The sequence below is a fragment of the Ciceribacter sp. RN22 genome, assembly GCF_024054295.1.
In the GTDB taxonomy this organism is placed as follows: domain Bacteria; phylum Pseudomonadota; class Alphaproteobacteria; order Rhizobiales; family Rhizobiaceae; genus Allorhizobium; species Allorhizobium lividum.
Window position 1 is genome coordinate 859357 of record NZ_JAMXLD010000002.1, and the last position, 19658, is coordinate 879014.

Genomic DNA, 19658 nt, shown 5'->3' on the forward strand with positions numbered 1-19658 from the left:
GTGGTAGGCTCATATAGGATCGGACAATGCCCTTGCAAAGGTTAAAACAGTGACATCGGCGGCTCCGGCGCGTTTCAGAACTCTGGCAACGGCCGACACTGTTGCTCCGGTCGTGAAGACATCATCTACTAACACCAGCCGGCGTCCGAAAACCTCTGTCTCGCAGCCGGGCGCGACAGCAAAAGCACCGCGCACGTTGTCGGCGCGCGCATTCGCACTGAGCCCGACCTGTCGGGCGGTACGCTTCACGCGCAGAACCGCCGATGCGAGAAACGGTTTGCCGACCGACCTCGCTATGTGCCGGGCCAGCTCCGCGGACTGGTTGAACTTTCGTGCGAAGAGCCGCGTGCGATGCAACGGTACGGCGAGAACGGCATCGGAGGTGGCAAGCTCCTCAGCGCCGGCACGCACCATCCACCGCGCGATGACCGGGGCAAGGTCGGTGCGGTCGCGATATTTGAGACTGTGTACGAGATCTCGGACGGGCCCGTCATGACTGGCAACGGACCGCAGCCGGTCGAAGACCGGCGGGTCGGCGATGGCCTCCGGCGACAGGGTCCCGGCCCCATGATCGAAGGGAAACGGCGTCCCCAGGACCTCGCAGAATGGCCGTTCGATGAACCGTATGGACGTCCAGCATTGCGGGCAGAGCGCACCGTGCTCCGCCACGCGAATACCACAATGAACACAGGACGGCGGATAGACGAGGTCACGAACCAATATTCCCAGCGTCGTCAGCGGCGAGGCTCTTAACCGTTCCGTGGATTGCGCTATATGACCGTCCATGAGTTGACTTTAGGCTCTTGCGGGCGCCTTTACCACACGCATAGTTTCAGCCGGACAGTGCCATGGACAAACTCTTCGATCTCGACCTGGTGACGGAAAACCGCCGCCGCGCCCATTTGCGGCGTACGGACGGGGCGGATTTCCTGCTGCAGATCGCAGCGCACGAACTCGCCGAAAGACTTTCCTTGGTCGAACGACATTTCGATCAGGCCGTCGAACTGCATGGCGCAAGCGGCGTGACCGCGCGGGAGTGCATGGAAACGGGCAAGATCGGCGAACTCGTGCGCGTCGAAACCCACGCGACCTTCGCCACACGGGACGAGACAATGACCGAGGCGCCGTTGGAGCAACTGCCTCTCGATGAACAGTCCGTCAATCTCGTCCTGTCGCCGCTTGCGCTCCATGTCACCAATGACACGCCAGGTGTCCTCATTCAGATTCGCAAGGCCTTGAAGCCCGATGGGCTGTTACTCGCGGCCATCCCGGGCGCCGGTACGCTGGCAGAACTTCGCGACGTCCTCCTGTCGACGGAGATCGAGCTTTCGGGCGGCGCCAGTCCACGGGTGATTCCCTTTGCCGACATGCGCGACATCGGCACACTGATGCAGCGGGCGGGCTTCACTCTTCCGGTCATCGATACCCAGACCTATACTGTTCGGTACGATTCGATTTTCGGGCTGATGCGCGATCTCAAGGCAATGGGTATGGGAAATCCGCTCATCGACCGGAGCCGTAGACCGCTTGGCCGGAGGTTTTTCCTCCGCGCCGCTGAGAAATACGCGGAACGCTACGCGGATCCCGATGGGCGCATCCGCGCGACCTTCGTCTTCATCTATGTCTCGGGTTGGGCTCCGCACGAAAGTCAGCAGAAGCCGCTGAAGCCCGGCTCGGCCAAGATGAGGCTTGCCGACGCGCTCGCCGTTTCCAAACGGGATTGACCGTCGTCAGGCGCCCGCCGTGTTGATGGTCGTGGTGATCGTGTCGAAAACGTTCATCAGTGCGCCGGTGAAGGCGCCATAGCCTACAAGCAAGGCCACGGAAATTATCGCCGCGATCAGTCCGTATTCGATGGCCGTCGCGCCGGCCTCGTCGGCGACCAGGTATTCCAGCAGGCGCATGCGTTCCCCCTCAAGTCGACCGGCTTCGGATCGGTTCCCGGTCAACAGCCTTCCCCGGCACCGTAGCGATCGATGATGCAGACGGAACCAGGCGTTTCCTGCAGGATGCTCCTGCGTATCGTATATCGTCGACCCGGCTCTGTCTTGCCGATCGAGCCCGTCGTTATGTTGTCGTAGTCATCCGGCGTGAACGCCAGACTCCTTCTTTCCGAGTTCCCCGCAAGCATAGGTGTGAGGATGAGCGAAAGCGCAATCGCCGCCGTTCCGAACAACAGGGCGATGTTCAACACGCCCGTCTTCCTGGCTTTTTTCGAAGACCGTTCTCCAGACCCGACGGTCTTCCAGAAATCCTCGTCTGCCATGATATGCCCCACGCACACTTTACCGCATGAACAGCTCTATCCATGCCTGACGGTTATAAACTTTTCGTTAAGAACAACTGCAAGAACTTCGAAGGGCTACAGCAAGTCCTGCAAGAAGGGGATGAGCGGTTCGTCAGCCGGAGGCATCGGGTAGTCACGCAAAGCCTGCGGGCGGACCCATTTGACCGCCTGCCCCTCCCTGCCGTGGGCAATGCCCTCGTAGCGGCGACAGATGAAGAGCGGCATCAGCAGGTGAAAACTGTCGTAGCTGTGGCTCGCGAACGTGAGCGGTGCCAGGCATGGGATGCGCGTGGTGACCCCGAGTTCTTCCTCGAGTTCGCGGACGAGTGTTTCTTCGGGTGTCTCCCCTGCCTCGACCTTGCCACCGGGAAACTCCCAGAGACCCGCGAGCGATTTTCCTTCGGGCCGCTGGGCCAGCAGGATTCGCCCGTCCGTATCCACGAGCGCACAGGCGGCGACCAGAAGGATCGGCTTGGTCCCGCCATTCATTGCGAACCGTCCTTGGACCAGTAGTAGTAGCGGTAAGCCTCGACGAAACCGAGCTTGGCATAGAGCGACAAGGCCGCTTCGTTGTCCGCAGACACCTGGAGCCAGGCGGTGCGCGCACCGCGCATTCGCGCCCAGCGCAGTGCGGACGAAAGGACTTCCATGCCGACGCCGCGCCGGCGATGCTTGTCCGACACGGCAAAGAGCAGGATGCCGGCAAGGTCGTTGTCCTGCACGCAGAGGAGCGACGCGACCGGACCGGCATTCGGGTCTTCCATCAGGAACATGCCGACGGCCGGCTTGATGGAATTGATGATCTCGGCCAGCACCGGCTTCAGCGCCACGTCCTGCCCCTGAAGGGCAAGACTTGCATCCACGAAGCGTCCGACGTCCTGGGTCGGCAGATGATCGAGCGTATCGGGGATTTCCAAGGCGGTGAGATCGGCCGTCTGCGTGATGACCTCTTCGAAACAGGTCCAGCCCTCGGCGATCAGGTGGTCGACGAGAGGCTTCGGTGTGAGTGGCGTTTCTCGCACCACGAGCGGACGGCCATAAGCGTCGAACTTTCGGGTGGCCTTTTCCAGCCGGACTGCAATATCGCGACTGTCGGACGGATCGAGCGCCACGACGCAGTTCAGCCGCTTCGACGGATGTCCGCCGGTCAGCCGGACCTGCCAGCTGCCGTCATACTGTACAGAAGCGGCTGGCCAGGCACGGAAGCTGACTGCCTCGAGCCGCCGAACGAGCGGAAGATTCGCTTGCTGTCGCTCCACCCGCATCCGCGCCATCAGCTCCGGTAATCGCCGTTGATCGCGACGTATTCCTTGGTGAGATCGCAAGTCCAGACGGTCGCCTCGCCGTTGCCAAGCCCGATATCGACCCGGATTGCAACGTCGTCTTCCTTCATCACTGCACTGGCCGCGGCTTCGGAGTAATCGGGATCTCGTTCGCCGTTGACCGCCACGCGGACATCGCCAAACCAGATGGCGAGCCGATCGCGGTCGGCCATCTCACCCGACTTGCCGACAGCCATGACCACACGGCCCCAGTTCGCATCCTCGCCGGCAACCGCCGTCTTGACGAGCGGCGAGTTGGCGATCGACAGGCCGATACGCTTTGCAGCCCCGTCATTCTCGGCTCCGGTGACGGTAATCGCGATCATCTTGCGCGCGCCTTCGCCGTCACGGACCACCTGCAATGCCAGGTCCTTGAGAAGGTCATCGAGAGCAGCCCTGAAGCCATCGAGGCGGACATCGTCTGCAGATTCGACACGCACCTGACCGTCCGCGGCGGCAGCGCCGGTCGCAAACAGCATCAGCGTGTCGGAGGTGGAGGTGTCACTGTCGACCGTTACGGAATTGAAGGTCGGTCCGACGCCGGCGGAAAGCAGGGCCTGCAGCGCAGGCGCCGCAATGTCCGCGTCGGTCACCACGAAAGACAGCATCGTCGCCATGTCCGGCGCGATCATGCCGGCGCCCTTGGCGATGCCGTTGATCGTCACGTCGATGCCGTCGATTGTCGCCGTCCGGGTCGCCACCTTCGGATAGGTGTCGGTCGTCATGATTGCCTTGGCGGCTTCCAGCCAGAAATCGCCGGTAGCGCTCTTGGCCATCTCGCCGAGGACGCCCGAAAACTTGGTCGCATCGAGCGGTTCGCCAATGACGCCGGTGGAGGCGAGATAGATCTCGTTCTCCGCGCAGCCAAGTGCCGCGGCCGCCGATTTCGCCGTCAGTGCGGTCGCCGCCCTGCCCTTAATGCCGGTGAAGGCATTGGCGTTGCCCGAATTGACGACCACACCGCGCGCAATGCCGTGGGCAAGATTTTCCCGGCAGAAATCAACCGGCGCCGACGGACATTTGGAACGGGTGAACACGCCGGCAACAGCGGCAGGCTCATCGAAGGCCATCAGCAGGACATCGGTACGGTTCTTGTACTTGATGCCGGCTGCTGCGGTCGCCATGCGCACGCCGCGGATGGGCGGCATGGCGGGATAGGACTTGGGAGCAAGCGGGGAAACAGTGGCAGACATTTCTTTGCGGCCTGAAATGATGCGAAGCACGAAAGGGAAGGCCCGCGCAGGCAGCGCGGGCCGAAAGGCTGCCGCCTTTATTGCGGCTGCTTGTTCACGTCTTCATAGCCCTTGCGCAGGGCCTCATCGACGATCTCTACCTTCTGCTCGGCCTTCGCCTTGGCGATCAGTTCGAGATACTTGTCGCGCATGACGAGCTGGCGCACCTGCTGCGAAACGTCTTCGTAGGCCGGCGGCGGAGCGTCGCGCTTGTCCTCGACCTTGATGACGTGGAAGCCGAACTGGGTCTTGACCGGGGTCTTGGAGTAAGTGCCCTTCTCCATGGAGAAAGCGGCCTGCTCGAATTCGGGAACCATGCGCCCCTTGGTGAAGTATCCGAGATCGCCGCCTTCCGACTTGTTCGGGTCGGTGGACTTCTCTTTGGCAAGTTCGACGAAATCCTTGCCCTTGTCGAGTTCGGCGATGATCGCCTTGGCTTCGTCTTCGGTCTTCACGAGGATGTGCCGCGCACGAACCTCCTCCTGCTTCGGCAGCGCTGCGATTTCCTTCTCATAGCGTGCCTTGACCTCGTCGTCCGTCACGGCGTCGACAACGTGCTTCTTGAAATACAGGTTGTGAAGCTCGCGCTCGGCGATGAACTGCATGCGCTGCTGGTAAGCCGGGTCGTCCTTCAGGCCCTCGGACGTAGCGTTGCCGGCGAGGAGCTTGACGTCTATGGCGCTCGAGAGAGCGGCAATCTTCTTCTGCTCGTCCGGGAGCTGCGAGAGCTGCGGATCGAGATTTGCCAGCGCGATATCGAGCTCAGACTGACGGATCTCGAGGTTCCCGACCTTCGCCACCAGTGCGTCTTCGGCGAAAGCAGGTGCCTGGAGACCCACGAACGCCACGCATGCAGCAAGGGCAAGTTTATGATAACGAGACATGAGAGACCTTTCGGATAGGATACCGCTTCAAACCGTTTGAATCGGGCGAAAAGTTGTCAGATAGGCCGGAAACCGGCGCCTCCGCATCAACCTGTCCCGTTGACATCATTCGACCCCCCTCTTATCTGTCACGCAACCTCGCGTCCAGTGATGTTTCCGGTAGCGGCACCCCATTTCGTCCGTGGCCGGATGCCGGCGAGTGCGCGCGCAATATGTGACGAAGTGTCAGAAAGGACCATGCTGATGGTCAGTCTTGGTGGGCTCGCCCGCAAACTGTTCGGCTCGGCAAACGATCGCCGTATCCGCTCCTACCAGCCGAAGGTCGCGGCGATCAACGCTCTCGAAGACAGCATGAAGGCTCTGGACGACGAAGCGCTTGCCGCCAAGACGACAGAATTCCGGGAACAGCTTGCCGCCGGCAAGACCCTCGCCGACCTTCTCGTTCCGGCCTTTGCGGTCGCCCGCGAAGCCGCACGCCGGACGCTCGGACTGCGCCCCTTCGACGTTCAGCTCATCGGCGCGATGATCCTGAACGATAATTCGATCGCCGAAATGAAGACGGGCGAAGGCAAGACCCTGGTTGCGACGCTTGCCGTGTATCTGAACGCGCTCGCCGGCAAGGGCGTCCACGTCGTGACCGTCAACGATTACCTCGCCAAGCGCGACTCGACGACAATGGGCAAGCTCTACGGCTTTCTCGGCATGACCACGGGCGTGATCGTCCATGGCTTGTCGGACGAAGAGCGTCGGGCCGCCTATGCCTGTGATATCACCTACGCGACGAATAACGAACTCGGCTTCGATTATCTCCGCGACAACATGAAGTACGAGCGCTCGCAGATGGTGCAGCGCGGGCATAACTACGCGATCGTCGACGAAGTGGACTCGATTCTGGTCGATGAAGCGCGCACGCCGCTCATCATCTCCGGCCCGCTCGACGACCGCTCCGATCTCTACACCACGATCGACGCCTTCATCCCGCTTCTGTCGGAAGAAGACTACGAAATCGACGAAAAGCAGCGTTCGGCAAACTTCTCGGAGGTCGGCACCGAAAAGCTGGAGAACCTGCTCCGGGAAGCCAACCTTTTGAAGGGCGCCTCGCTCTACGACGTCGAAAACGTCGCGATCGTCCATCATATCAACAACGCGCTGAAGGCGCACAAGCTCTTCACACGCGACAAGGACTACATCGTCCGCAATGACGAGGTCGTCATCATCGACGAGTTCACTGGTCGCATGATGCCCGGCCGACGCTATTCGGAGGGACAGCACCAGGCGCTCGAAGCCAAGGAAAAGGTGCAGATCCAGCCGGAAAACCAGACGCTGGCCTCGATCACCTTCCAGAACTATTTTCGCATGTACGACAAGCTTGCGGGCATGACCGGTACGGCGGCGACCGAGGCGGAAGAATTCGCCAATATCTACGGTCTCGACGTCGTCGAAGTTCCGACGAACCTGCCGATCCAGCGCATTGACGAAGACGACGAGGTTTACCGGACTTCCGAGGAGAAGTTCAAGGCGATCATCGAAGAGATCAAGGCGGCCAACGGACGTGGTCAGCCGGTGCTCGTCGGCACGACCTCGATCGAGAAATCAGAACTGCTTGCAGCCCTGCTCAAGCAGTCCGGTTTCCAGAACTTCTCCGTGCTCAACGCGCGTTATCACGAGCAGGAGGCCTATATCGTAGGGCAGGCGGGCGTGCCGGGTTCAGTGACCATCGCTACCAACATGGCCGGTCGTGGTACCGACATTCAGCTCGGCGGCAACCTCGAGATGCGGATCGAGCGGGAAACGGCCGATCTGGAGCCGGGACCGGAGCGCGATGCCAGGATCGCGGCGATCAAGGAAGAGATCGCACAGCTGAAGCAGAAGGCGCTCGAAGCGGGCGGCCTCTACGTCATCGCCAGCGAGCGGCACGAAAGCCGCCGCATCGACAATCAGTTGCGCGGTCGTTCCGGCCGTCAGGGCGACCCCGGGCGGTCCAAGTTCTACCTGTCCCTCCAGGATGACCTGATGCGCATCTTCGGTTCCGACAGGATGGACGGGATGCTGCAGAAGCTGGGCCTGAAGGAAGGCGAGGCGATCGTCCATCCCTGGATCAACAAGGCGCTCGAGCGCGCGCAGAAGAAGGTCGAGGCGCGGAACTTCGATATCCGCAAGAACCTCCTGAAATACGACGACGTGCTCAACGACCAGCGCAAGGTCATCTTCGAGCAGCGTATTGAGCTCATGGATTCTCCGGACGTCTCGGCCACAATCGCCGACATGCGCAACGACGTCATCGAATCCCTGGTAAGCCTGCACATTCCTGAACGGGCCTATGCCGAGCAGTGGGACACCGCCGGCCTCAAGGACGCCGTCGCGCGCCTCCTCAATCTCGACCTTCCGATCGGAGAATGGGGCAAGGAGGAAGGCATCGCCGACGATGACATTCTCGCGCGTATCACGGAAGCCGCGGATAAGGCTGTTGCCGACAAGGCCGAACGCTTCGGTCCGGAAATCATGCACTATGTCGAACGTTCCGTGGTGCTGCAGACGATCGATCAGCTCTGGCGCGAGCATATCGTCAACCTCGACCACCTGCGTTCTGTAGTCGGTTTCCGCGGCTACGCCCAGCGTGATCCGCTGCAGGAATACAAGGCAGAAGCCTTCGAACTCTTCCAGGCGCTGCTTGCAAATCTCCGCGAAGCCGTGACCACGCAGATGATGCGGGTCGAACTGGTGCGTGAAGCACCGCCGCCGTCGGTCCCCGAAATGGAAGGCCATCATATCGATGCGACGACCGGCGAAGACGACTTCGACGAGAGTGCAACAGCAGGCGCCCTGCTGGCCCTGCCCGACTACGTGGCTCCTGAAAACCGGGATCCCGAGGCCCCGTCCACCTGGGGTAAGGTCGGCCGCAACGAGGCCTGCCCCTGCGGCTCAGGCAAGAAATACAAGCATTGCCACGGCGCCTTCGAACAGGCGTAAGAGGCAAGGATAGAAACTTGGAAAGGCGGCTCTCGGGCCGCCTTTCTGAATTGTGATGATACACCGCCCGCGCGGCGGAGGAACTGTTTCTTAACGCTGAATGGGCACAGTACGCCGGTCTGTATTGCGTCATCGGTGAGTATAGCGTGTCGATCCCGGCAGTGATCCAGTTTGCGGAAAAAATACTGCCGAGCAGCCTGCATCCGGCTTTCAGGCGGTTGGAGAGCGTGCTGCTGAGCGACGACGCCAACGCTCAATCCCGGCGCAAGGCGCTCGCAGCCTTTGCGATCCGTGTCGTCAGCGCCGCCATCGCCCTTGTTTCGCAGATCATACAGGCCCGGATCATGGGCGAGTTCGAATACGGCATATTCGTTTTCGTCTGGGTCCTGGTTGTGCTCGCCGGCAATCTCTCCTGCCTCGGCTTCCACGCGACGATCATCCGTTTCCTACCACAGTACCAGGCACTGGGAGAGCATGACAGCATCCGAGGTCTGACTCACACCGCGCGGCGCTTCTCGATGTTCGTGGCAAGCCTGCTCGCCATCGCGGGCATCCTGCTCCTGCAGTTCGCCGGCGGCCGGATCGAAGCCTACTACGTCATGCCGCTGGTCTTCGGCCTTGCCACCCTGCCGATGATCGCGTTGGGCGATGTCCTCGAAGGTACCGCCCGCGCCAACCACTGGACCATCGGGGCTCTCAGCCCGACCTATCTCATCCGTCCGACGCTGATCCTGCTCTTCATCGTGATCGCCGTTCTCCTCGGCGCGCCGCATACGGCGACAACAGCCATGCAGGCGGCGCTGCTTGCCACCTATGTCACGTCCCTCAGTCAATTCGCGGTCATCGAGTGGAGATTGAGGAAACGCTTCTCATTCAACAGGGGAAAGATCGACTTCCTCGTTTGGTTCAAGGTTGCGATCCCGATCTTCCTGATCGAGGGCTTTTCCTTTCTTCTCACCAACTCGGATGTGGTCATCGTCGGTTTCTATCTCAATCCGGAAGAGGTCGCGGTCTATTTCGCAGCGTCCAAGACCATGGCGCTCGTGCAGTTCGTCTATTTCGCCGTGAAGACGGTCGTGGCGCCACGATTCTCGGCCATGATGGCGCAGTCGGACACGCGGCAACTCGCGATCTTCGCCGGGAATACCGTCCGCTGGAGTTTCTGGCCTTCGCTCCTTATGGGTCTTGCCGTTCTACTTTTCGGAAGATTTCTTCTGCTGCTGTTCGGTGAGGCCTTCACCTCGGGCTACATCCTGATGGCGATCCTTTTGGCCGGCATCCTATCGAAAGCCCTAGTCGGACCCGGCGAAGTCTTGCTGACCATGGCCGGTAAGCAGGGGCTTTGCGTGTGGCTTTACGTCGTCGCACTCGCGACAAACATCACTTTGAATGTTATGTTGATACCGCTCTTCGGCCTAGCAGGCGCCGCGTCGGCCACCGCCGCAGCCATGATGGTCGAAGCGCTTCTCCTCCACGTCGCCGTGCGTTCTTCGCTTGGCATCGTGCTCTTTGCATTTGCCAATCCGCTGGCAATCCTGGACAGAACAAGGCCATCCAGATCATGATGCAGCCGCCGATCTTCAACGAGAGCAAGAATGGTTCCGACAGCCGCCAGAACGGTACACTGTCTGCCGACGGTCACCCCGGCGCGGTTCCGGACGTACGCGTCGCCGTCGGCCGTCCCGGCCGCCACCTCGCACTCTATCCGGGCCGCATGGGGTACGATCTGCAGGAAGAACTGGACTTCCTCACCTATCGGGCGATGGAGCCAAATGTCTTCTTCGCCGCCCGCTTCCTCGCACCTGCCATCCCCCGGCTCGAGGAGCGGCAGATCCGCATCGCCATCATCCGCGACGAGGTCGGCGCGCGTAGCCGCATGCGCCTGTTGATGCCTTTCTCAACGGAGAAGCCGGGCTTCTCCGTCGGTCCTTCGATCATCCGGGCCTGGGCCAACCACTTCGGCCCGCTCGGGACACCGCTCGTCGATGCGGAGGACGCGGCGGAGACGATCGACAATCTTTTCGATGGCCTCGCCTCACCGGAAGCAAAGCTCCCCGGGATTCTCGTATTGCCAAACCTGCGCGTGAACGGTCCCTTTGCCAAGCTCGCCAGAGCTCTTGCGCTCAGCCGCGATCTGCCGGTGACGATCACCAATCCCACCGAACGCCCGATGCTGCAAAGCGACGAAGATGGCAACACCTATCTCAGGAATTCGATCTCCAGGGGCCATCTGAAGGATATCCGGCGGCAACACCGGCTACTCGCCCAGAAGGGAGAACTTGCCTACAATGTCGCCCGTCAGCCCGAAGAAGTTCGACTGCGCATGGAGGAATTTCTCTCGATCGAGGCGAAGGGCTGGAAAGGGAAGAAACGGACCGCCCTCCTCAACGACCGCTATCGTGCTGCGTTCGCCCGCGAAGCAGTCAGCAACCTTGCAGAGGTCGACGCGGTGCGCATTCACACGCTCGACCTCGACGGCAAGGCGATCGCTTCGATCATCGTCTTCATCATGGCTGGCGAAGCCTATACGTGGAAAACCACTTTCGACGAGGACTATGCCCGCTTCTCCCCCGGCAAGCTGCTCGCGGCGGACCTGACCGACTGGCACCTCGACGACGCCAACATCGTGCGCACGGATTCCTCGACGGATGCCGAGGACACGGTCCTGCATCGCATGTGGCGGGAACGCGAGGAGATGGCGACTGTGGTGATCGGCCTCAACCGCAATTCCGACCGCGATGTCCGGCAGGTGGCGACGCAGCTCCACCTCTACCGGAATACGCGTAATCTCGCGCGAATGCTGCGCGACAAGATACTGTCGCGCCGGTTCGGAGACCGCTGAAGGCGCTATTCCGCAGCGAAGCCGGCGGTGTCCTGCTCACGCAAGATCCGGCGTATCACCTTGCCGGACGTTGTCAGCGGCAGTTCGTCCACGAAGGCCACCTCCCGGGGATATTCGTGCATGGACAGCCGCAGCTTGACCCACGAACGGAGTTCTTCGGCCAGTTCGGGGCTGGCGACATGGCCAGACCGGAGGACAACGAAGGCCTTGACGATCTCCGTTCGCACCGGATCCGGCTTGCCGATCACGGCCGCGAGCTGCACGGCAGGATGCCCGAGCAGGCAATCCTCGATCTCCGCAGGCCCGATGCGGTAACCGGAGGAGGTGATGACGTCGTCATCGCGACCGAGAAAGACGAAATAGCCGTCCTCGTCCTGCCGGCCCATGTCGCCCGTCGTCATCCACTCGCTGACGAACTTGGCAGCGGTCGCTTGCGGATTCTGCCAGTATTCGAGGAACATCACGGGATCCGGACGACGGACGGCGATCTGCCCGACGGCACCTGTGGGAAGGACGGTTCCATCCGGGCCGACGATTGCGACCTCGTGGCCGGGCACCGGACGTCCGATCGCGCCGGCTTTGCTGACGCCGATATGGCCTGCCGACGAAAGAACGAAATTGCATTCGGTCTGTCCGTAGAACTCGTTCGGCACGATCCCCAGAGTGGATTTCACCCATTCGTAGGTTTCGCGCCCCAACGCTTCGCCGGCGCTCCCGATGCTGCGCAAAACGAGGTCATACCGGGCTCGAGGGCCTTCCACGACCTTCATCAGCCTCAGGGCGGTCGGTGGGATGAAGGCATTGCGCACCTTCATCTCGGCCATGATGCGGAAAGCCATGTGCGGATCGAATTTCTGGGCGGGCGACGAGACAACCGGAATTCCGAGCAGCAGCGCCGGAAGGAGCGCGTTGAGCAGGCCTCCGGCCCAGGCCCAGTCCGCCGGCGTCCACATCTTGTCTCCCGGTTGCGGCGGAAACGCGTGCGCCATCTGGAAACCCGGCATGTGCCCGGGAAGAACGTGGTGCCCGTGCAGGGCACCCTTCGGCGGTCCCGTCGTACCGGAAGTGAAGATCATCATCGCAGGCTTGTCGGGACCACCCTCCACCACGTCGAACACGGACGGGTGGGTATCGATCAATCGAGCAAAGGAAAGAGCCGGGGCATCAACGTCGTCGATCGAGATCACATGCTTGAGTTCAGGCAGTCGCCCGCGGATCGGTGCGAGGCGCGACAGCCCAAAGTCGTTGGTGACCACCACCTTGGCGCCGGACGCCCGCAGACGAAATTCGAGAGCTTCCTCTCCGAAGAGAAGCGCCAGCGGTAGCGCAATTCCGCCGAGCTTGTAGATCGAGACATGTGCGACAACCGTCTCGAAGGATTGCGGCAGAAGCAGTGCCACACGGTCGCCGACGGCGACGCCGAGCGAATGCAGCGCGTGCGCAAACGCCGACGAGCGCTCGGAAAGCCCTCGATAGGTCATCGACCGATGAATGCCGTCGGGGCTGAAATGCTCCAGGCAGACCCGTTCAGGGTCCCGGACCGCCCAGTCATCGCTGACGGCGCGCCCGATGTTGAAATCCTCGGGTATCTCCCACGAAAAGTCGCGGACGATGTTTTCGTAAGAGCTACTTCTTGACAGAAACATGCCGGTATCCCGTCTCACATCGGGAACTGCTAGCACTCGTTTCGCACATGCACAATGAGAAAGGCGGACCGTCGCACCGGACCGCCTATACCGCAGCAACCGGGGTGACGGAAATGTTGCCGAATCCCGCGTGATCGACACGAACACGCCGAAATTCAGTGATCAATGCGATCTGAGAGATGAATGGTGCCCCATGCCGGAATCGAACCAGCACTCCTTTCGGAACTCGATTTTGAGTCGAGCGCGTCTACCAGTTCCGCCAATGGGGCCCGAAACGTAGAACTCGGCCGGACTATACGAACCGCGGCCATCCGGTCAACCTGCTTTTTGCAGTTTCACCCGCTCACGAGAAGTTTTGCCGTGCGCGGCAAGCGCCGGTGATGCAGGCATTTACACGAAGGTCGGGCTTGCTTAAAACCGGCCCGCAAACGGTCAGGAATGAAAGCATGCTGCGCCGCCTCTATTATTGGACAATGTCTCTCGCGGCCCGCAAGTCAGCAGAAGCCTGGCTCGCCGTGATCGCCTTTATCGAGAGCTCGATCTTTCTAGTCCCGGCGGATGTTCTCTATCTCCCCATGACGCTGGCACGACCGGAAAGAGCATGGAGGTACGCGATTATCGCAACGATCGCTTCCGTGCTGGGCGGGATAGCCGGATGGTTCCTCGGCTATTACGCCTTCGAGGCAGTCGCCAGACCGATCCTGGAATTCTACGGCAAACTCGACGCCTTCGAGCGGCTGCGGACAGGTGTCGACTACCAGACTGTACTGCTGCTGCTGGTCACCTCGGGTCTTGCCCACCTGCCGCCGATCAAGGTCGTCACCATCCTTTCCGGCGTCGCCCACATCAATCTGGGGCTGTTCATCGTCTCGGCCATTGCCGCGCGCGGCGGACGCTTCCTTCTGCTCGCCTGGTTGCTGCGGCGCTATGGCGAACCGATGCGCGACTTCATCGAGAAGCGGCTCGGCCATATAGCCGCCGCCGGCGCGGCAGTATTGATCGCGCTCTACGTGGGCTATCGCTACGTCGCACACTGAAACGGGAACAGGCCATGAGTCTTTCTACACCACTCGTCAAGAACAAGACGGCCGTCGCGGCGGTTCTGATCACGCTCGGCATGGCTTTCGTCGTCGGCTCCGCGCTCGCCTTCGAGCATATCGGCGGCTACATCCCCTGCGCGCTCTGCCTTCTTCAGCGGAATCCCTACTACATCGGCATCCCCGTCGGGATTCTGGCGATACTGGCGGCCGTCCTGAACCTGCCGTCCTGGATCACGCGAGGCCTGCTTGCGGTCGTCATGATCCTGATGATCGTCGGCGGGGGCCTCGGCGTCTATCATTCCGGCGTCGAGTGGGGCTTCTGGGAAGGACCGGCAAGCTGTTCTGTCGGTGGTGCAGCTCCCGCCGCCGGGTCCGGCGACATCCTCAACCAGCTCAACAGCGTAAAGGGTCCGTCCTGCACCGAGGCGACGCTGCGCGTGCTCGGACTTTCCTTTGCGGGGTGGAACGTGATCGGAAGCGTAATACTCGCGGCGATCGCCGCCTGGGGTGTCTTCGGCAAGCGGAACTGACGGTTCAGGGCTGCAATTCGGAGTCCCAGTAGAGGTAGTCGACCCAGCTTTCATGCAGGTAGTTCGGCGGGAAGAGCCGGCCGTTGTTGTGCAGGTCTTGCACCGACGGGCGGTAAGGCTTCTGCGCCGGGAACATCTGTGCCTGTTTCGGCAGCTTGCTGCCCTTCCGGAGATTGCAGGGCGAGCAGGCCGCCACGACGTTCTCCCAGGTCGTCTCGCCGCCATGGGCGCGCGGGATGACATGGTCGAAGGTCAGGTCGTCGGTCGAGCCGCAATACTGACACTCGAAACGATCCCGCAGGAAGACGTTGAAGCGGGTAAATGCCGGGTTGCGGGATGGCTGGACATAGGTCTTGAGGCTGACGACGCTCGGTAGTCGCATCGAAAAACTGGGCGAAGATACCGAGTGCTCGTACTCTGCTATGATATTGACGCGGTCAAGAAAGACGGCCTTGATCGCGTCCTGCCAGGACCACAGCGACAAGGGGTAATAACTCAGCGGCCTATAGTCGGCATTCAGCACGAGCGCCGGCAAGGACTGGGGCGAGACTGCAATCGTCAAGGGCGTCTCCTGAGCGATTCGGCATCCACCTTTGTATATTAGGTCCGTTGTTACAGGATTGTGAAGCGGAATAACGCACCCGCTAGGGAATGCGGCGTTTCGCGCGCACGAGAAGCGAAACGTGGAACCGCGATCGGCGTCAGGCCGGGGGCCTGAGTCCGGGAAGAGGGGCAGAGTCTCCCGCGTAATATGCCCAGAAGAGCCGGGCGGCGACAGAGCGCCACGGCCGCCACGCTTCTGCGATCAGGGTCACCGCGGACCTGGATAAGCGTTCGCCGTGTCCGAAGACCTTGCCGACCGCGATTCTCAGCGCGAGATCGCCCGCTGGAAAGACATCTGGATGTCCGGCGCAGAACATGAGGTAGACTTCCGCCGTCCAAGGGCCGATGCCTCGGTACGAGGTAAGGACACCGACGACCTCCTCCGCATCGCGGCCTCCGAAGGAGCCGAGGTCGAGTTCACCGGCAACAACCGCCTCCGCGATCCCGCGCAGTGTCGCTGCCTTTGCCCGGGAGAGCCCGAGGCGGCCGACCGCAGCCTGGTCGAGCGAAAGATAATTCGGAGCTGTCGGCTCGCCGGTCGCCCCGACAAGTCGCCCCCATATCGCATCGGCACTTGCCCTCGACACCATCTGCGAAACGACGATCTGCGCGAGGCCCGCGAACCCCGGCTCCATGAGACGAAGCGGCAGGCGATCGACGGTAGCATGAATCGCACGCAGGCGGGGATCGATGCGGCACAGTTCTGCAAGTCCGTATTCGACGTCCTCCGCGGTCCGGATGATCCTCATGCGACTCCCTCGTTCCTCTTGGCTGCAGGGCACTGTTCATGTCAGAAGAAAGCATGACCGCCTTCGACAATCAAAGGTCCGTTTTCCGCTTTGCGCCGAGCCCGAACGGGCGCCTTCATCTCGGCCATGCGCTCTCGGCCTTGCTCAATCAGGATATGGCAAATGCTTCCGGGGGGCGGCTCCTGCTGAGGATCGAGGACATCGATCTCTCCCGTTGCACCCCGGAATTCGAGGCTGCGATCTTCGAAGATCTGGGCTGGCTCGGAGTCTCGTGGGAAAGACCGGCGCGCCGCCAGTCCGAGCATCTCGACGGGTATCGGCAGGCGCTGCAGAGACTGATCGATCTCGGACTGGCCTATCCGGCCTTCATGTCGCGCGGCGAGGTGAAGGCGTTTGTCTCCGAGGCCGAGCAACAAGGTCGGCCCTGGCCACGCGATCCCGACGGCGCTCCGATTTACCCGCCGCTCGACCGGCTTCGATCCGCGGCCGAAAGAGAACGACTTCTCTCCGATCACCATCGACATACCTGGCGTCTCGACATCGGAAAGGCAACGGCGGAACTCGGCAGAAGGCTGACCTGGGCGGAAACGGGCGATGGATCAAAAGGCAGTATCGCCGCGCGTCCGGAGGACTGGGGCGACATCGTGTTGTGGCGCTCGGATGCGCCGTCGAGCTATCACCTGTCGGTCACGCTCGACGATGCGCTCCAGGGCGTCACCCATGTGGTCCGCGGACTTGATCTCTTCCATGCAACTGCCGTGCACAGGCTTCTGCAGGAACTGCTGGGACTGCCCGCCCCCGCCTACCATCACCACCGGCTGATCCTCGGCGCCGACGGCCGCAAGCTCTCCAAGAGCGCCGGCGACACCGCTCTCGCGGCACTGAGGGCGCAGGGGCTTACGTCAGCCGACGTCCGACGGCTGGTCGGTCTTGCGTGAGCGCCTTCGGGCATTGGCCATGCGTCGGCCGGAGAGGATGTCATATTTCAAGAGCGCGGCGTTGAATTCTGCACCGATGATGAAAATCGCGCCGACCATATAGAGGAAGACCAGCACCACCATGACCGACGCCAGGCCAGCATAGGTGGCGGCGTAGTTGGCGAAGGTGGCGAGATAGGACGCGAAGGCCAGGGCGCCGACAAGCCAGAGCACCAGAGTCAGAAGGACGCCAGGGATGACGTCCCGCAATCGCCGGTGCCCGGCCGGCAGACCGAGATGAAAGATGATCAGGCCGGCGGCCAAAAGGAGCAACGTTCCGTAGACTCTCCAGTTGGAGACGACCGCGAGAAATTCCTCCAGCAACGGAAACCACCTGCTGGCAAAGGCAAGCGCAATCGGAACGGCGACGAGAAGCGCACTCACGATCGCCAGCACCACGACCCCTCCGATCACATAGGCGAAACTGACGAGGCGCGCGAGATACCACGGACGGTCCTCGGTCACGCGGTAGGCGCGGTTGAGCGACACCCTCAAGGCCTCGACCCCGTTTGACGCAAAATACGCCGCCGCCAGCACTGAAACCGTCAGAAGCCCGCGCGGCACGGTGAGGACTTGCAGGACCTGCTCGGCAAGCGGTCTGGCAATCGCCTCTGGCCAGGTATCGAAAATGAGGTGGATCGCAGTGTCGGCGAACGTATCCGCACCGAAGAAGCCGGCAACCGCGGTCCCGAAGATCAGGAACGGAAAGACTGCCAGCAGTGCCGAGAGCGCCACGTGACTTGCCATCGCCCAGCCGTCATCCTCGGAAAAATGCTTCAGCGCATCAAAGCCCACCTTGTAGAGCATGCGCAGGAATGCTGGCATCTCGTCTCCCGATCGTCAGTGCCGGTTGTCACCCGGAAGCGAATATGGGAAACCTCCGCGGCATTGTACAGGAAACATTCCATGGCGGACCGCCCCTGCATCATCGTTACCGGCTGTTCTTCAGGTATCGGCGCCTACTGCGCCGGAGCGCTGCGCAACGACGGATGGCGGGTTTTTGCGACCGTCCGCAAGCCCGCGGATCTGGCTCCCCTCGAAAAGGCGGGGATCGAAGCCCTGTTGATGGACTATACCGACAGCCCGAGCGTCACGGCACTGGTGCAGGAGGTCGAAAGAAGGACCGGCGGACGCATAGACGCCCTCTTCAACAATGGAGCCTACGGCCAGCCGGGTGCCGTAGAGGACTTGCCGACCGAAGCGCTCCGGCGGCAGTTCGAGACGAACGTCTTCGGCTGGCATGAACTCACGCAACAGATCGTTCCGCTCATGCGCCGGCAAGGCCATGGCCGGATCGTGCAGTGCTCGTCCATCCTCGGAATTTTGCCCTATCGTTTCCGTGGCGCCTATACCGCCTCGAAATACGCCCTCGAGGGGCTCAGCCTCACGCTGCGGATGGAACTCGAAGGAAGCGGCATCCATGTGAGCCTGATCGAACCGGGCCCGATCGAGTCGCGGTTCACCGCCAACGCGCTGACCCATATTCGCGAGAACATCGATCTCGAAGGGTCTGTGCATGCCGAAGAGTACAAGAGGCAGCTCGCGCGCCTCGAAGGCACCGGACCGGTCAACCGTCACAAGCTTGGACCGGAGGCTGTCTATGTCGCCCTGAAGCACGCCTTGACCGCCGGGCGACCCCGTCCCCATTATCTCGTGACGACACCCGCCCGGCAGGGCGCCCTACTCAAGCGACTCCTGCCCGCCGATCTTTTCTACAAGCTGATGCGATCGCTCAGCTGAAACCAGCAATAAAGGCCGAGGAAGCAAAATGTCCGCCTTCACAACAACGCTCACGTTGATCGTCATGGGTCTCGTCGTCCTCGTACTCGTCCGAGGCCTGATGAACATGATGAAGGGCGGAAGCGGCAGCCGCTCGAACCAACTGATGCGCATGCGAATCCTGTTGCAGGCGGTGGCGATCATACTCATCATGGTCACCCTCTGGTTGACGGGCGGCGGACGCTGACGGGAGCGTAAGACATGGTCAGGTTGAACAAGATCTATACCCGCACCGGCGACGACGGCACCACCGCTCTGGTCAGCGGACCGCGCCGTCAAAAGCACGATCTGCGGGTGGAGGCCTATGGCACCGTCGACGAAACGAACTCCGCGATCGGCGTTGCACGGCTTCATACGGCGGCAACACCCGACCTCGATGCCATGCTCCTGCGCGTCCAGAACGACCTCTTCGATCTCGGGGCGGATCTTGCGGCACCGGAAACCGGCGAAGCACTGTCTTACGAGCCCCTGCGGGTGATCGAGGAACAGGTTGCCCGTCTCGAGCGCGAGATCGATCAGCTGAATGTCGGTCTCGACCCGCTGAAGTCCTTCATCCTGCCGGGCGGGACGCCCGCAGCCGCCCATCTCCATCTCGCGCGCACGGTGGCGCGCCGCGCCGAGCGGATCATGGTCGAGCTCTCGCGATGCGAAGGGGAAACGGTTGGCGCTGCGGCGCTCAAGTACATAAACCGCCTTTCGGATTTTCTCTTCGTCGCCGCCCGGTTCGCCAATGCAGGCGGCAGGAACGACATTCTCTGGGTGCCGGGAAAGCACCGCTGACGGGATGAAGGCCGCCA

General features: G+C 61.7%; 21 protein-coding genes and 1 tRNA gene. 10 read left to right on the plus strand and 12 right to left on the minus strand.

The features are described 5' to 3' along the window. Window positions 1-9: 9 nt before the first annotated feature. Complete coding sequence (locus tag NHF53_RS19050) at window positions 10-786, minus strand: ComF family protein (protein WP_252835607.1); 777 nt, start codon at window positions 784-786, stop codon at window positions 10-12. Between the two features lie 62 nt (window positions 787-848). Between NHF53_RS19050 and NHF53_RS19055 the strand changes: the two genes are divergently transcribed. Further along, window positions 849-1724: a methyltransferase domain-containing protein gene (locus NHF53_RS19055; RefSeq protein ID WP_252835608.1), complete on the plus strand. Its 876-nt coding sequence runs from the start codon at window positions 849-851 to the stop codon at window positions 1722-1724. A 6-nt stretch (window positions 1725-1730) separates the two neighbouring features. On the opposite strand, the gene NHF53_RS19060 is transcribed toward NHF53_RS19055, so the two are convergent. The 6 genes from NHF53_RS19060 to NHF53_RS19085 all read right to left on the minus strand — a co-directional run bounded on the left by NHF53_RS19060 (window position 1731) and on the right by NHF53_RS19085 (window position 5725). Further along, window positions 1731-1904, minus strand: coding sequence for a Flp family type IVb pilin (locus NHF53_RS19060; RefSeq protein WP_114362971.1), 174 nt, complete (start codon window positions 1902-1904; stop codon window positions 1731-1733). 41 nt (window positions 1905-1945) lie between these two features. Then, entirely contained in the window at window positions 1946-2266 is a 321-nt protein-coding gene (locus NHF53_RS19065) for a hypothetical protein (RefSeq protein ID WP_114362970.1), read from the minus strand. A 96-nt stretch (window positions 2267-2362) separates the two neighbouring features. Further along, on the minus strand, window positions 2363-2776 hold the full coding sequence (gene mutT / locus NHF53_RS19070; protein WP_252835609.1) for an 8-oxo-dGTP diphosphatase MutT: 414 nt from the start codon (window positions 2774-2776) through the stop codon (window positions 2363-2365). After that, on the minus strand, window positions 2773-3552 hold the full coding sequence (locus NHF53_RS19075; protein ID WP_252836006.1) for an N-acetyltransferase: 780 nt from the start codon (window positions 3550-3552) through the stop codon (window positions 2773-2775). Before NHF53_RS19075 ends, mutT begins: the two co-directional genes overlap by 4 nt. An 8-nt stretch (window positions 3553-3560) precedes the next feature. Continuing rightward, window positions 3561-4802, minus strand: a complete 1242-nt coding sequence (gene argJ, locus NHF53_RS19080) for a bifunctional glutamate N-acetyltransferase/amino-acid acetyltransferase ArgJ (RefSeq protein ID WP_252835610.1) — start codon at window positions 4800-4802, stop codon at window positions 3561-3563. A 77-nt stretch (window positions 4803-4879) separates the two neighbouring features. Next, window positions 4880-5725, minus strand: coding sequence for a peptidylprolyl isomerase (locus NHF53_RS19085; protein WP_252835611.1), 846 nt, complete (start codon window positions 5723-5725; stop codon window positions 4880-4882). A 243-nt stretch (window positions 5726-5968) separates the two neighbouring features. On the opposite strand from NHF53_RS19085, the gene secA reads away from it, so the two are divergent. The 3 genes from secA to NHF53_RS19100 all read left to right on the plus strand — a co-directional run bounded on the left by secA (window position 5969) and on the right by NHF53_RS19100 (window position 11537). Beyond that, window positions 5969-8695: a preprotein translocase subunit SecA gene (gene secA, locus NHF53_RS19090; RefSeq protein ID WP_252836007.1), complete on the plus strand. Its 2727-nt coding sequence runs from the start codon at window positions 5969-5971 to the stop codon at window positions 8693-8695. Between the two features lie 146 nt (window positions 8696-8841). Then, the gene (locus NHF53_RS19095) at window positions 8842-10260 is read left to right on the plus strand and encodes a lipopolysaccharide biosynthesis protein (protein WP_252835612.1); all 1419 of its coding nucleotides are present in this window, start codon (window positions 8842-8844) and stop codon (window positions 10258-10260) included. Continuing rightward, window positions 10257-11537, plus strand: a complete 1281-nt coding sequence (locus NHF53_RS19100) for a GNAT family N-acetyltransferase (protein WP_252835613.1) — start codon at window positions 10257-10259, stop codon at window positions 11535-11537. Before NHF53_RS19095 ends, NHF53_RS19100 begins: the two co-directional genes overlap by 4 nt. Before the next feature lie 5 nt (window positions 11538-11542). Here NHF53_RS19100 and NHF53_RS19105 read toward each other — a convergent pair whose 3' ends face one another. Next, window positions 11543-13183 (minus strand): AMP-binding protein, encoded by a 1641-nt coding sequence (locus tag NHF53_RS19105; RefSeq protein ID WP_252835614.1) that lies wholly within the window; start codon window positions 13181-13183, stop codon window positions 11543-11545. A gap of 184 nt (window positions 13184-13367) precedes the next feature. Then, a tRNA-Leu gene (locus NHF53_RS19110) sits at window positions 13368-13452 on the minus strand. A gap of 177 nt (window positions 13453-13629) precedes the next feature. Between NHF53_RS19110 and NHF53_RS19115 the strand changes: the two genes are divergently transcribed. Then, window positions 13630-14220, plus strand: coding sequence for a YqaA family protein (locus tag NHF53_RS19115; protein WP_252835615.1), 591 nt, complete (start codon window positions 13630-13632; stop codon window positions 14218-14220). A 14-nt stretch (window positions 14221-14234) separates the two neighbouring features. Then, window positions 14235-14753 carry a disulfide bond formation protein B gene (locus NHF53_RS19120; RefSeq protein WP_252835616.1) on the plus strand — a complete coding sequence of 173 codons (519 nt, stop codon included), beginning with the start codon at window positions 14235-14237 and terminating at the stop codon, window positions 14751-14753. A 4-nt stretch (window positions 14754-14757) separates the two neighbouring features. On the opposite strand, the gene NHF53_RS19125 is transcribed toward NHF53_RS19120, so the two are convergent. Together NHF53_RS19125 and NHF53_RS19130 are read right to left on the minus strand one after the other, a co-directional pair. Further along, window positions 14758-15315, minus strand: coding sequence for an HNH endonuclease (locus NHF53_RS19125; RefSeq protein WP_114362964.1), 558 nt, complete (start codon window positions 15313-15315; stop codon window positions 14758-14760). 139 nt (window positions 15316-15454) lie between these two features. Further along, window positions 15455-16105, minus strand: a complete 651-nt coding sequence (locus tag NHF53_RS19130; RefSeq protein WP_252835617.1) for a DNA-3-methyladenine glycosylase — start codon at window positions 16103-16105, stop codon at window positions 15455-15457. A gap of 38 nt (window positions 16106-16143) precedes the next feature. Here NHF53_RS19130 and gluQRS point away from each other — a divergent pair, with 38 nt between their 5' ends. Beyond that, window positions 16144-17043 (plus strand): tRNA glutamyl-Q(34) synthetase GluQRS, encoded by a 900-nt coding sequence (gene gluQRS, locus NHF53_RS19135; RefSeq protein ID WP_252835618.1) that lies wholly within the window; start codon window positions 16144-16146, stop codon window positions 17041-17043. Here the strand turns inward: gluQRS and NHF53_RS19140 are convergent. Continuing rightward, window positions 17008-17907 (minus strand): YihY/virulence factor BrkB family protein, encoded by a 900-nt coding sequence (locus NHF53_RS19140; RefSeq protein WP_114362961.1) that lies wholly within the window; start codon window positions 17905-17907, stop codon window positions 17008-17010. The two genes, gluQRS and NHF53_RS19140, sit on opposite strands and share 36 nt — an antisense overlap. An 81-nt stretch (window positions 17908-17988) precedes the next feature. Here NHF53_RS19140 and NHF53_RS19145 point away from each other — a divergent pair, with 81 nt between their 5' ends. From NHF53_RS19145 to NHF53_RS19155, 3 genes are read left to right on the plus strand one after another with little or no spacing between them, the layout of a single operon-like run. Continuing rightward, window positions 17989-18822, plus strand: a complete 834-nt coding sequence (locus NHF53_RS19145; RefSeq protein WP_252835619.1) for an SDR family oxidoreductase — start codon at window positions 17989-17991, stop codon at window positions 18820-18822. 28 nt (window positions 18823-18850) lie between these two features. Beyond that, window positions 18851-19048 carry a twin transmembrane helix small protein gene (locus NHF53_RS19150; RefSeq protein WP_114362959.1) on the plus strand — a complete coding sequence of 66 codons (198 nt, stop codon included), beginning with the start codon at window positions 18851-18853 and terminating at the stop codon, window positions 19046-19048. 14 nt (window positions 19049-19062) lie between these two features. Continuing rightward, window positions 19063-19641 (plus strand): cob(I)yrinic acid a,c-diamide adenosyltransferase, encoded by a 579-nt coding sequence (locus NHF53_RS19155; protein ID WP_252835620.1) that lies wholly within the window; start codon window positions 19063-19065, stop codon window positions 19639-19641. The last annotated feature ends 17 nt before the right edge of the window (window positions 19642-19658 follow it).

Coding starts and splice junctions, on each gene's coding strand:
- NHF53_RS19140 (WP_114362961.1), bottom strand. CDS start 17,907: ATGCCAGCATTCCTGCGCATGCTCTACAAGGTGGGCTTTGATGCGCTG.
- argJ (WP_252835610.1), bottom strand. CDS start 4,802: ATGTCTGCCACTGTTTCCCCGCTTGCTCCCAAGTCCTATCCCGCCATG.
- NHF53_RS19075 (WP_252836006.1), bottom strand. CDS start 3,552: ATGCGGGTGGAGCGACAGCAAGCGAATCTTCCGCTCGTTCGGCGGCTC.
- NHF53_RS19130 (WP_252835617.1), bottom strand. CDS start 16,105: ATGAGGATCATCCGGACCGCGGAGGACGTCGAATACGGACTTGCAGAA.
- NHF53_RS19105 (WP_252835614.1), bottom strand. CDS start 13,183: ATGTTTCTGTCAAGAAGTAGCTCTTACGAAAACATCGTCCGCGACTTT.
- NHF53_RS19155 (WP_252835620.1), top strand. CDS start 19,063: ATGGTCAGGTTGAACAAGATCTATACCCGCACCGGCGACGACGGCACC.
- NHF53_RS19085 (WP_252835611.1), bottom strand. CDS start 5,725: ATGTCTCGTTATCATAAACTTGCCCTTGCTGCATGCGTGGCGTTCGTG.
- secA (WP_252836007.1), top strand. CDS start 5,969: ATGGTCAGTCTTGGTGGGCTCGCCCGCAAACTGTTCGGCTCGGCAAAC.
- NHF53_RS19145 (WP_252835619.1), top strand. CDS start 17,989: ATGGCGGACCGCCCCTGCATCATCGTTACCGGCTGTTCTTCAGGTATC.
- NHF53_RS19065 (WP_114362970.1), bottom strand. CDS start 2,266: ATGGCAGACGAGGATTTCTGGAAGACCGTCGGGTCTGGAGAACGGTCT.
- NHF53_RS19150 (WP_114362959.1), top strand. CDS start 18,851: ATGTCCGCCTTCACAACAACGCTCACGTTGATCGTCATGGGTCTCGTC.
- NHF53_RS19060 (WP_114362971.1), bottom strand. CDS start 1,904: ATGCGCCTGCTGGAATACCTGGTCGCCGACGAGGCCGGCGCGACGGCC.
- NHF53_RS19115 (WP_252835615.1), top strand. CDS start 13,630: ATGCTGCGCCGCCTCTATTATTGGACAATGTCTCTCGCGGCCCGCAAG.
- NHF53_RS19050 (WP_252835607.1), bottom strand. CDS start 786: ATGGACGGTCATATAGCGCAATCCACGGAACGGTTAAGAGCCTCGCCG.
- gluQRS (WP_252835618.1), top strand. CDS start 16,144: ATGTCAGAAGAAAGCATGACCGCCTTCGACAATCAAAGGTCCGTTTTC.
- NHF53_RS19100 (WP_252835613.1), top strand. CDS start 10,257: ATGATGCAGCCGCCGATCTTCAACGAGAGCAAGAATGGTTCCGACAGC.
- NHF53_RS19055 (WP_252835608.1), top strand. CDS start 849: ATGGACAAACTCTTCGATCTCGACCTGGTGACGGAAAACCGCCGCCGC.
- mutT (WP_252835609.1), bottom strand. CDS start 2,776: ATGAATGGCGGGACCAAGCCGATCCTTCTGGTCGCCGCCTGTGCGCTC.
- NHF53_RS19120 (WP_252835616.1), top strand. CDS start 14,235: ATGAGTCTTTCTACACCACTCGTCAAGAACAAGACGGCCGTCGCGGCG.